The 11,382-nt window shown below is 61.5% G+C and carries 8 protein-coding genes; 6 read left to right on the top strand and 2 right to left on the bottom strand.

Annotation, left to right across the window (positions count from 1 at the left end):
* The first annotated feature begins 88 nt into the window (after positions 1–88).
* From AC0JZ4_RS06295 to AC0JZ4_RS06285, 3 genes are all read left to right on the top strand, one after another.
* Positions 89–1,309, top strand: a complete 1,221-nt coding sequence (locus AC0JZ4_RS06295; RefSeq protein WP_471885555.1) for an efflux RND transporter periplasmic adaptor subunit — start codon at positions 89–91, stop codon at positions 1,307–1,309.
* Between the two features lie 54 nt (positions 1,310–1,363).
* Positions 1,364–4,474, top strand: a complete 3,111-nt coding sequence (locus tag AC0JZ4_RS06290) for an efflux RND transporter permease subunit (RefSeq protein WP_471885554.1) — start codon at positions 1,364–1,366, stop codon at positions 4,472–4,474.
* A gap of 109 nt (positions 4,475–4,583) precedes the next feature.
* On the top strand, positions 4,584–6,035 hold the full coding sequence (locus tag AC0JZ4_RS06285; RefSeq protein ID WP_471885553.1) for an efflux transporter outer membrane subunit: 1,452 nt from the start codon (positions 4,584–4,586) through the stop codon (positions 6,033–6,035).
* 131 nt (positions 6,036–6,166) lie between these two features.
* On the opposite strand, the gene efp is transcribed toward AC0JZ4_RS06285, so the two are convergent.
* Positions 6,167–6,736, bottom strand: coding sequence for an elongation factor P (gene efp / locus AC0JZ4_RS06280; RefSeq protein WP_471885552.1), 570 nt, complete (start codon positions 6,734–6,736; stop codon positions 6,167–6,169).
* 152 nt (positions 6,737–6,888) lie between these two features.
* On the opposite strand from efp, the gene epmA reads away from it, so the two are divergent.
* Both epmA and AC0JZ4_RS06270 read left to right on the top strand, forming a co-directional pair.
* Entirely contained in the window at positions 6,889–7,953 is a 1,065-nt protein-coding gene (gene epmA / locus AC0JZ4_RS06275; RefSeq protein WP_471885551.1) for an EF-P lysine aminoacylase EpmA, read from the top strand.
* 14 nt (positions 7,954–7,967) lie between these two features.
* Positions 7,968–8,996 (top strand): lysine-2,3-aminomutase-like protein, encoded by a 1,029-nt coding sequence (locus tag AC0JZ4_RS06270; protein ID WP_471887815.1) that lies wholly within the window; start codon positions 7,968–7,970, stop codon positions 8,994–8,996.
* Between the two features lie 56 nt (positions 8,997–9,052).
* Here AC0JZ4_RS06270 and AC0JZ4_RS06265 read toward each other — a convergent pair whose 3' ends face one another.
* Positions 9,053–10,099 carry a glycoside hydrolase family 5 protein gene (locus tag AC0JZ4_RS06265; RefSeq protein ID WP_471885550.1) on the bottom strand — a complete coding sequence of 349 codons (1,047 nt, stop codon included), beginning with the start codon at positions 10,097–10,099 and terminating at the stop codon, positions 9,053–9,055.
* A 392-nt stretch (positions 10,100–10,491) separates the two neighbouring features.
* Between AC0JZ4_RS06265 and purU the strand changes: the two genes are divergently transcribed.
* Complete coding sequence (purU, locus tag AC0JZ4_RS06260) at positions 10,492–11,376, top strand: formyltetrahydrofolate deformylase (RefSeq protein WP_471887814.1); 885 nt, start codon at positions 10,492–10,494, stop codon at positions 11,374–11,376.
* Positions 11,377–11,382 lie beyond the last annotated feature (6 nt).

Raw genomic sequence — 11,382 nt, 5'->3', positions numbered from 1 at the left:
TGGAAATGCCGCCCTATCTGACAAGCCGAGCCGAGCGAAGATGCGCCCGGCATCGCAGCAACTCACTCCCTTTTGCTTGGACGGCCCCATGAACGGACACAGACTGATCCTGCCTCTCTTAGCCTCTCTGGCGCTCGCGGCCTGCAGTGAACAGGGCGAGGGTGGCGCCGGCAATGCGGGTGCCGCGGCAGAGCGCCCACCGCAGCCGGTAAGTGTCGTCGTCATGCAGAAGGCCGAGCGGCCGATCACCAATATCCTGCCCGGCCGCGCTGTCGCATTCCAGACTGCCGGCATCCGCCCGCGCGTCACCGGCGCAGTGAGCGAGATTACCTTCAGGGAAGGAAACGAGGTCAAGGCAGGCGATATTCTCTACCAGATCGAGGACGACACCTATGCGGCGACGGTCGCCCAGGCGGAAGCCTCGTTGCAGAAAGCCGAGGTCAGCATTCCCGCGGCCCAGGCGAACCTGACGCGCTATGAGCGGCTGGTCAACAGCGGTGCAACCCAGATCGAATACGAAAACGCCAAGGTAACGTTGCTGCAGGCGCAGGCAGATGTCGAATCGGCCAAGGCCGCGCTGAATGCCGCACGCATCGATCTCGACCTGACTAAAATTCGCGCACCGTTCGATGGCATCACCACCATTTCGAATGTCAGCATCGGCAATATCGTCACCGCCAACCAGACGGACGCGTTGACGACGCTGCGCAACATCGATCCGATCTATATCGACCTCATCGATTCCAGCACCAATCTGCTCGAACTGCGCTCGGCGATCGCTGCCGGACGGCTTCATGGCGATCCACGCACCGCCGATATCAGCCTGACGCTGGAAGACGGCACGAAATATGACCGCACCGGCAAGTTGAACATGGCGGAACTCGCAGTCAGCGAAACCACCGGAACCTACCAGATCCGCGCCATTTTCGAGAACCCCGAAAGCATCATCCTGCCGGGCATGTATGTCCGCGCCACCGTCACGGTTGGTACCGAAAATGGCTATCTGATCCCGCAGCGAGCCGGCACCCGTAACGCCCGCGGCGAGCTTTCGGCAAAATTCGTCTCTTCGGACGGAAAGGTGGAGACGCGTAACTTCACCAGCAGCAAATCCTCGGGCAACAACTGGCTCGTCACCGAAGGTATTGCCGATGGCGACCGCCTTATCGTCGATGGCTTCCAGTGGATCGCCGATGGCGCGGCTGTCCAGCCGGTCGAGGCGACCGTCAACGATCAGGGTCTTGTCGTCGAGCAGCCCAAGGTCGATCAGGCGCCCGCCGGCCAGTCTCCCGCAGAACAGCCAAAGCCTTAAGCGGCCCGAACCTGAACGCCACACGCGACCAAGAACGCGGCAAGGACATTCAAAATGGCGCATTATTTCATTCGGCGGCCGGTTTTCGCCTGGGTCATCGCAATCGTCATCATGCTTGGTGGCGCACTCGCCATCACCACGCTGTCGATCTCCCAATATCCGGATATCGCCCCGACCACGGTACGCATCAACGCCACCTATAATGGCGCAAGCGCCGAGACAGTCGAGAAATCCGTGACGAGCATCATCGAAGACGGCATGACCGGTCTCGATGATCTCACCTACATGACCTCGTCGTCATCCACCGGCAGTTCCAGCGTGACGCTCACCTTCGGCAACAGCATCATGCCGGATATCGCCCAGGTGCAGGTGCAGAACAAGCTGCAGCTCGTCCAGTCCCAGCTACCCGACGTCGTCCAGAGCCAAGGCATCTCCGTCGCCCGCTCGACCTCGAGCATTCTCATGGTCGGTGCGCTGGTTTCCACCGACAGCAAGCGCAGCTCGGTCGATCTGGGCGATATTTTCGCCACCTCGATCGAGGACCAGGTGCAGCGGCTGGAGGGTGTCGGCAGCATCAACGTTTTCGGTTCCGGCTATGCCATGCGCGTCTGGCTCGATCCGTTCGATCTGCAGAAATACCAGCTGACCGCAGCCGATGTGACCGCGGCCATTCAGGCGCAGAACACCCAGGTGTCCGTAGGCTCGCTTGGCGCCCAACCGGTGACGGAAGGCCAGCAGCTGACCGTCACCATGACGGCGCAGAGCCAGCTCACCACCGTTGACGAATTCGAACGCATCATCCTGAAAGTGGAACAGGACGGCGCGACAGTGCGCCTCAGCGACGTCGCACGTGTCGAGATCGGCCAGGAATCCTATGGCGGCGGCTCGCGCTCCAACACCAAGCCCGCAGCCGGCTTTGCCGTGAACCTCGCCACCGGCGCCAACGCGCTGGATACCGCGGCAAGGGTCAAGGCGGAACTCGATCGGGTGGCGCAGATCCTTCCCGATGGCGTCGAGATCACCTATCCCTACGACACGACGCCCTTTGTCGAGCTGTCGATCGAAAAGGTCGTGCACACGCTGATAGAGGCTATCGTGCTCGTCTTCGTCGTTCTGCTCGTCTTCCTGCAGAACCTGCGCGCGACGCTGATCCCGATGATTGCCGTGCCTGTCGTGCTTCTGGGCACGTTCGGCATTCTGGCGCTGACCGGATATTCGATCAATACACTGACCATGTTCGCCATGGTGCTGGCCATCGGCCTTCTCGTCGATGACGCCATCGTCGTCGTTGAAAACGTCGAACGCATCATGGACGAGGAAGGCCTGTCGCCGGTCGAGGCGACGGAAAAGTCGATGCACGAGATCACCGGCGCCATCATCGGTATTGCGCTTGTGCTGACCGCCGTCTTCATCCCGATGGCCTTCTTCGGCGGCTCGACCGGCATCATCTATCGCCAGTTCTCGGTCACCATCGTCTCGGCCATGCTTCTTTCGGCGGTTGTCGCCATCGTGCTGACGCCGGCGCTCTGCGCCACGATGCTGAAGCCGATCGACCATGCCAAGAAGAAGACCGGCCTCGGCGCAAAATTCAACCGCGGTTTCGACCGGACCACGAACGGCTATGTCGGCTCCATCGGCTATCTGCTGAAGCGCCCGCTGCGCGTCTTCATCCTGTTCGCGGTGATTGTCGGCGGCTGCGGGCTTCTGTTCACGCGAATCCCGAACTCCTTCCTGCCACAGGAGGATCAGGGCGTGCTGATGACGATCATCCAGACGCCGGTCGGCGCCACGAGCGGGCGCACGGAAGATGCCCTGAAGAAAGTGGAGGCCTATTTCCTCGAAGAGGAGAAGGAAAATGTCGAGGCCGTCTTCGGCGCCCTCGGCTTCAGCTTCGGCGGCTCCGGCCAGAACAACGCGATCGTCTTCACCAAGCTGCGTGACTTTGCCGAACGTGAAGGAGAAGGCCAATCGGCCGCAGAAGTGATGCAAAGAGCTCAGGCGCATTTCTTCGGCCTGCGCGATGCCCAGGTCTTCGCGCTTCTGCCCCCGGCAATCCAGGGGCTTGGCAATTCCAGCGGTTTTTCGATGTATATCGTCGACAGCGGCAACAACGGCAACGACGCCCTCACGCAGGTCTCGCAGCAGCTGATCCGTGAGAGTGCCACAAACCCGTTCATCAGCTCCCTGCGTGAAGGCGGCCAGCGCACCGAAACACAGCTGAAAATCCTTCTCGACCAGGAAAAGCTAGGGGCCATGGGTGTCGACCTGGCGGCGGTCAACTCGATGCTGGCAACCATTTTCGCCGGCCGCGATGTCAACGACTTCACCCTCAACAATGAGCTGAAGCCCGTCTATGTGCAGGGCGATGCGCCCTATCGCATGCAGCCGGACGATCTGAAATTCTGGTATGCCCGAAACGGCGACGGTGAAATGGTACCTTTCTCGTCCTTCTCCAAGCTCGACTGGGTGACAGGCACGCCGCAGCTGGCACGCTACAATGGCACCAGCGCGATCTCACTCGATGGCGCGACCCAGCCAGGCGTAAGCACCGGCGAAGCGATGGATGAGATGGAACGGCTGGTAACCGCGCTTCCGGGCGGCTACACGGTGGCGTGGCAGGGCATTTCCTATCAGGAACGACTGTCCGGCTCTCAGGCGCCGATGCTCTACGCGCTCTCCGTCCTGATCGTCTTCCTTTGCCTTGCGGCTCTTTATGAAAGCTGGTCCGTCCCGTTCTCGGTCATTCTTGCGGTGCCGATCGGTGTACTCGGTGCGCTTGCGGCGGCCTACTTCCTCGGCCAGTCGAACGACGTCTACTTCAAGGTCGGACTGCTGACGACGATCGGCCTGGCGGCCAAGAATGCCATCCTCATCGTCGAGTTCGCCAAGGACCGGCAGGAGGGTGGAATGGGCATGATCGAGGCGACCCTGGAGGCGGCAAGATTGCGTTTGCGTCCGATCATCATGACTTCGCTGGCCTTCATCCTCGGCGTCGTGCCGCTGGCGATTGCGACCGGCGCGGGCTCCGCAGCACAGAATGCAATCGGCATCGGAGTGCTCGGTGGTATGCTTTCTGCAACACTGCTCGGAATTTTCTTCGTTCCATCGTTTTTTGTTGTCGTTAGGCGGTTATCAAAGCGTGAAAAACAGGAGAAGACAGTGTGAATCCGTTAATGGATTGATGGCGTTCAGCCGCCGAGTCTGATTATGATCGTCGGCTTAGATAGATTATGCCCGCGTAGGCGGGCCCGTTAGTTAGGGCTATGGGACAAAGATGATATCCTCTCGCGCAGCCGCCCCTTTGGTTTTGCTTCTTCTCTCGAGCTGTACGCTTGGTCCGGATCACGCCGCGCCGCAGATTTCTCTGCCGGCAAAGTTCGCCGAAGGTTCGACGGCGAGCAATGGTGACGTTGCAAAGAACGCATGGTGGACCGCCTTCTCCGACAGCCGCCTGAACGGCTATGTCGAGCAGGGCCTGTCCCAGAACCTCGACGTGCTCCAGGCGCTCGAGCGCATCAATCAGGCACAGGCCTCGGTTGTCACGGCCGGCGCCGGAGCATTCCCGGCACTCGATCTTTCCGCAGGCGCCGATCGCAGCGGCAGCCGCCATATCGGTGGCGTCGAAAGCACCAGCCCGACCGCCTATTCCGAGCAGACCTCCGTTTCCGGCGGTCCGTCCGTTTCGTGGTTCCTGGATATCTTCGGCCGTTACCGCCGTGCCAAGGAAGCAGCGCTTGCCGATCTCGACGTCAGCTACGCAAGCGTCGACGTGGCGCGCATGACGCTTCTGTCCAACGTGACGGCAGCCTATATCGATGCCCGCTACTACCAGGAGCGCATCGCGCTTACCCGCCAGAACCTGGATTCGCGTCGCGAAACGCTGAACCTGACGAGACTGCAGCTCGAAGCCGGTGCAGCATCGCGCCTCGACGTCGTTCAGGCCGAAGGTCTGGTCAACTCGACGCTGTCGGAACTGCCGGGCCTCGAAACCCAGTTCCGTCTCGCTTCGCACCGTATCGCGACGCTGCTCGGCCAGCCGGCATCCTCGCTGATCAATGAACTGCAGCGCGGCGCCCGCCAGCCGGTTGCCCGCTTCAGCCCGAAGGGAGGCGTTCCGGCCGACCTGATCCGCAACCGCCCGGATATCCGCGCCGCCGAGCGTCAGCTGGCAGCCGCTTCCGCCCGCATCGGTGTTGCCGAAGCGCAGCTTTACCCGGCCATCACGCTGGGCGGCTCGATCACGCCGTCCTTTAGCCGCACGCTCGGAAGCGACAGCGGCGTTCTGTCCTGGTCGTTCGGCCCGTCGCTGTCCCTGCCGGTCTTCGATGGCGGCGCGCTGAGAGCAAATGTCAGCTCGTCTGAATCTGCCGCCCGCGAAGCCTTCCTAGCCTGGAAGCAGACTGTACTCAGCGGCGTCGAGGAAGTCGAAAACGCACTGGCAGCAGTCGCCCGCGATGGCCGTACGGTCTCCGCTCTGCGCAACACGGTCCGCTCCTACCAGGAAGCGCTCGAACTTGCGACCGCCAGCTACCGCGACGGCGCATCCTCGCTGCTCGACGTGCTTGACGCCCAGCGCCAGGTCTCGACCGCGCAGGCGAACCTCGCTCAGGCCGTGCAGCAGATGGCGCAGGATTATGTCCAGCTCAACGTCGCCATCGGCGCCGGTTATGCAGTCGGCTCGGCCGGTGCAACCGAAGTTGCCTCAGCCAAGGTCGTCAAGGACTGATCAACGGATGGCCGGTTCGCCGGCCTTCCTGCCTGACGATATCCAGACAAACAAAAACCTCCGGAGCTTTCGCCCCGGAGGTTTTTTCATTTCGGAGATCGAGCCGGGAGCAAAGTCCCGGCCTGACCCAATCAGTTCTTGGCGCGCTCGACGTAGGAATTGTCTTCCGTTGCGATGACCACACGGGTACCGGCATCGATATGCGGCGGAACCGACGTGCGGATGCCGTTGGACAGCATGGCAGGCTTGTAGGACGAAGAAGCCGTCTGGCCCTTCACGACCGGCTCGGTCTCGGTGATTTCGAGCGTTACGTGACGCGGCAGCTGCAGCGCAAGCGCAACGCCTTCGTGCATGGACAGGATGCAGACCATGCCTTCCTGCAGGTAAGCCTTCTGGTCGCCCATCGTGTCGACGTCGACCACCACCTGATCGTAGCTTTCCGGATTCATGAAGTGGAAGCCTTCGCCGTCCTCGTAGAGGAACTGGTGGTTGACGTCCTCGACGAAGGCTCGCTCGACCTGCTCGGTCGTGCGCCAGCGCTCCGAAACCTTCACGCCATCGACGATGCGGCGCATGTTCACCTGGGTCACCGGCGTGCCCTTGCCCGGATGGAAGTTTTCAGCGGTGAGAACGACGTAGAGCTTGCCGTCCACATCAATGACGTTGCCCTTGCGGACGGAAGAGGCGATGACCTTGACCATAAGACTTCCTTGTAACTCGGCCTGCCACGTCGTAGAGGACTGGCTAATATGGCCGTAGAGATGCTTTTCGGGTTTCCTTGCCGGCGCAACTAACGCAAATTCTGCAAAATAGCCAGCCCGGCATTGGCCGAACAGGCGAAGAAAGCTCGGCCATGAACCGACCCGGCATATCCCCTTCCCCCTGGTGGACCAGAACCGCCCATACCGACCGCCGCCCGTTCCTCATCGGTCGCAACCGTATCCAGGCGGCTTTGCGCGCTCATTTTGCCGCCCGCGAGTTCATCGAGGTCGATACCGCGGCGCTGCAAGTTTCGCCCGGCAACGAGACCCACCTCCACGCCTTTGCCACGCAAGCGCTGACGATCGATGGACAGGCAGCTCCGCTCTACCTCCACACATCGCCGGAATTCGCCGCCAAGAAATTGCTCGCGGCCGGCGAGGAGCGCATTTTCACCTTCGCCCACGTCTATCGCAATCGTGAGCGCGGACCGCTGCATCATCCCGAATTCACCATGCTGGAATGGTACAGAGTCGGCGAAGGCTATGAGCAGCTGATGGCCGATTGCGCCGACATGCTGAAACTGGCGGCCGAAACGACCGGGACGAAACGCTTCTCCTTCCGCGGCATGGAGACGGACCCGTTCGCGCAGCCCGAAAGACTGACGCTTGCCGAGGCCTTCGATCGCTTTGCCGGTATCGATCTCCTCTCCTCCGTCGCGCCTACCGGCGATACGGACCGCGACCTTCTGGCCGATGCCGTCCGAAGCGCCGGCATGCGTGTCGCCGAGGACGACACCTGGGCCGATCTGTTCAGCAAGGTTTTGGTTGAAAAGATCGAACCGCATCTCGGCCAGGACCGCGCCACGATCCTTTGCGAATACCCCGTCTGCGAGGCGGCCTTGGCAAGTCCGTCTGCCCGCGACCCACGCGTTGCGGAACGCTTCGAACTTTACGCCTGCGGCGTCGAACTCGCCAATGCCTTTGGTGAACTGACCGACGCCGGCGAACAGCGCCGCCGCTTCGAACACGAGATGGCGGAAAAATCCCGGATCTACGGTGAGGCATATCCGATTGACGAGGATTTCCTCGCCGCCCTCTCGATGATGCCGGAGGCCAGCGGCGCCGCCCTCGGCTTCGACCGCCTTGCGATGCTAGCAACGGGTGCCACCCGGATCGAGCAGGTCATGTGGGCGCCGGTCGCGGAGGTGCATTCGTGAGCGCCGCCCGCCCCCTGAAGACACCTGACGACTTGCACGCGGCCGACCTCGTGACCGCGGACCGGCTTGACGCGATCCGCGCCGTCGCCGGTCGTTACGCGATCGCGCTGACGCCCACGGTCGTCTCGCTTATCGACCGCGCCGATGCAGACGATCCGATCGCGCGGCAGTTCGTGCCCGATGCCGCCGAGCTCTTGACCACACCGGAAGAACTTGCCGACCCGATCGGCGACGCGGCCCATAGCCCCGTCAAGGGTATCGTCCATCGCTACCCTGACCGCGTCCTGTTGAAAGCGGTACACATCTGCCCGGTCTATTGCCGTTTCTGCTTCCGTCGCGAAATGGTCGGTCCGCAGGGCGACGGCACGCTGGCTGCGGACGAACTGGCCGCAGCCTTCGCCTATATTCGCGATCACACCGAGATCTGGGAAGTGATCCTCACCGGCGGCGACCCGCTCGTGCTTTCGCCGCGCAGGCTGGTCGAGATCATGCGTGGGCTGGCCGCGATCGAACATGTAAAAATCGTCCGTTTTCACACCCGCGTTCCCGTCGTCGAACCCGGCAAGATCGATGATGCGCTGGTCGCGGCACTCAAGGAGGCCGGAAAGACCATCTATGTCGCGCTGCATGCCAATCATCCGCGCGAGCTGACGGACCAGGCCCGCGCCGCCTGCGCAAGACTGGTCGATGCAGGATTTCCGATGGTCAGCCAGACAGTGCTGCTGAAGGGCGTCAACGACGATACGGCAGTGCTGGGCGACCTGATGAAAGCCTTCGTCGAGACGAGGGTAAAGCCCTATTACCTTCATCACCCCGATCTCGCCCCCGGCACCAGCCATTTTCGCGTCGATATCACCGAGGGCCAGAAGATCGTCTCGGCCCTACGCGGCACGATTTCCGGCCTCTGCCAACCCACTTATGTGCTCGATATCCCCGGCGGATACGGCAAGGCTGTCATCGGCGAGAGTGCCGTTCGTAAGGGTGGCGACTGCTATTCCGTCAGCGATTTCCGTGGCACGGAGCACCAGTACCCACCGCGATAGAGCAATTCCAGCAAAAGCGCGCAGCGGTTTTGTGTCCGGAACTGCGCCGGGCACGATCAGCCGCCGCAGGACTTGCGCTCTGCGAACACCGCCTGCAGTGTCTGCATTTGCGGCCGATCGCCATCCTCCGTCGGCTGTATGTTGAGTGGCTCGGATGGCTTCCACCAGTCGCCCGCCGCCCAATAGGACCAGCCGAGCCAGACATCCGGCCGGCTTTCGACCACGGCGACCATATCTTTCAAAGCCTGCTGGCAGGCAGGCATGGTGGAGACGGCGAATTCGCCGAGGAAGCCACGTCGCCCCTGTGCAGCCAGCCACTCGCCCATATCGCCGACGGCCTTGATCGCATCTGCCGCCCGGCTGCATTCCTCGGTCTTTCCCGAAAAATCGGCATCCAGATACTGATGCACCTCGAAGGCATAGTTATCGGCCGGATCGGCAACGCCGGTCATGACAGCCGCATTTGCCGTCCCGTAGTCGCCGCCGGTCCAGCTGTGAGCGCCGGTCCAAGATGTTCCGGGCACAAGCACGAGATTTCCGGCGCCGGTCTGGCGAATGGATGCGATCGCACCGTTAGCGGCCGAGAGCCAATCTTCCGCCGAGATCTCGTAAGGCTCGTTCATCAGGCCGTAAATGACCCCGTCCTGATTGGCGAACATGGCCGAGAGCCGTCGCCAGAAATCGGCGAACGCGCTCTGCGGCACCGCATTGGAGCCGATCAGCTGTCCCTGGTAGCGGGCATAGTTGTGCGGATCGAGAACCACCTGCATGCCGGCCGAGCGTATGGCCTTGACCGTGGACCGCAAACGCCGCACCTCGGCTGCATCGAACCTGGCATAGAGCTTGGGCTGCAGCCGCTCCCAGAGAAACGGAAGACGCACGCCGGTAAATCCCTGGTCACGGAAATAGGAAATCGTCTGTGCTGACGGATAGATATAACCCTGTTCATAGGGCTGGCCGACCGTGCCGAACTCCGCGCCGGCAAGATTGATGCCACGCATGCACTGGGCGGCCTGTACCGGCGTACTGGCAATGGTGAGACCGGACAGAACCCCGAGCAGCCTTCGAACCTGGATCTTCAGCCCTGTCTCGCGCTTGGTCACACCGTTCCTCCGCTCAATCCTGTTTCGGCAACGTCGCACGGCCGGCTTAGAAAATGGCTAATGCCGCAAGAAGACTGCAAAAGCCGATGAACGCGACGGTGATGCACCCGCAAAAGACGCTACGGGAACGGGATTTTGCGCCGCCCGCCCTAATGTGACGCAGCAACGGGTGATGGCAAGCGCAAACCGGTCAGAGAAAATTGATCGCTGGCACCAAGATGAGGTTCCAATCCCATCACCTTCGCGTATAGGTCATCGCCGCCAGAGCACTTCCGGCAAAAAGCGGAAACGGTTTGCATCCGGAATTGCTCAGACACGAACAGACAGATCGGCTTCGCCTTTCGACAGAAGAGGGAGCCGCCTGAGATGCAGCCGCTGGGGAAATTCCGATGATGAAGAACTACGTCCTGACCGTATCCTGCAAATCAACCAGGGGCATCGTCGCCGCCATATCCGGCTTCCTCGCCGAAAAGGGCTGCAACATCATCGACAGTTCCCAGTTCGACGACCTCGATACCGGCAAGTTCTTCATGCGTGTCAGTTTCATTTCCGAAGAGGGTACCGATCGTGACGCCCTGATGGCCGGCTTCTCGCCGGTGGCAGGAAAATTCGACATGGAGTGGGAAGTCTTCGACAGTGCCGAGCGGATGAAGGTTCTGCTGATGGTCTCGCGCTTTGGCCACTGCCTGAACGACCTTCTCTATCGCTGGAAGATCGGCGCGCTGCCGATCGATATCGTCGGCGTCGTCTCCAATCATTTCGATTACCAGAAGCTCGTCGTCAACAATGACATCCCCTTCCACCACATCAAGGTGACGAAGGACAACAAGCCGCAGGCCGAGGCGCAGCTGCTTGAAGTCGTCGAGGCCAGCGGCGCGGAACTGGTGGTTCTGGCGCGCTACATGCAGGTTCTTTCCGACCAGCTCTGCGCAAAAATGTCGGGCAGGATCATCAATATCCATCATTCCTTCCTGCCGTCCTTCAAGGGCGCCAACCCTTACAAGCAGGCCTACCAGCGCGGCGTGAAGCTGATCGGAGCGACAGCGCATTACGTTACCGCCGATCTCGATGAAGGTCCGATCATCGAGCAGGATGTCGCCCGAATCACCCATGCCCAGTCGCCCGACGATTACGTCTCGCTTGGCCGCGATGTGGAAAGCCAGGTACTGGCCCGCGCCATCCACGCCCACATTCACCACCGGACCTTCATCAACGGCAACCGTACGGTCGTCTTTCCGCCGAGCCCCGGCTCCTACGCCTCCGAGCGGATGGGCTGATCGGCG

It is taken from the genome of [Rhizobium] kunmingense, assembly GCF_977018605.1.
Note: the sequence above shows the minus strand (reverse complement) of the source record. Positions and strands in the feature narration are given on the sequence as shown.

What these genes read in the sequence shown, in the direction of transcription:
- AC0JZ4_RS06295 (WP_471885555.1), top strand. Translation starts at nt 89, where the DNA reads ATGAACGGACACAGACTGATCCTGCCTCTCTTAGCCTCTCTGGCGCTC.
- AC0JZ4_RS06290 (WP_471885554.1), top strand. Translation starts at nt 1,364, where the DNA reads ATGGCGCATTATTTCATTCGGCGGCCGGTTTTCGCCTGGGTCATCGCA.
- AC0JZ4_RS06285 (WP_471885553.1), top strand. Translation starts at nt 4,584, where the DNA reads ATGATATCCTCTCGCGCAGCCGCCCCTTTGGTTTTGCTTCTTCTCTCG.
- efp (WP_471885552.1), bottom strand. Translation starts at nt 6,736, where the DNA reads ATGGTCAAGGTCATCGCCTCTTCCGTCCGCAAGGGCAACGTCATTGAT.
- epmA (WP_471885551.1), top strand. Translation starts at nt 6,889, where the DNA reads ATGAACCGACCCGGCATATCCCCTTCCCCCTGGTGGACCAGAACCGCC.
- purU (WP_471887814.1), top strand. Translation starts at nt 10,492, where the DNA reads ATGAAGAACTACGTCCTGACCGTATCCTGCAAATCAACCAGGGGCATC.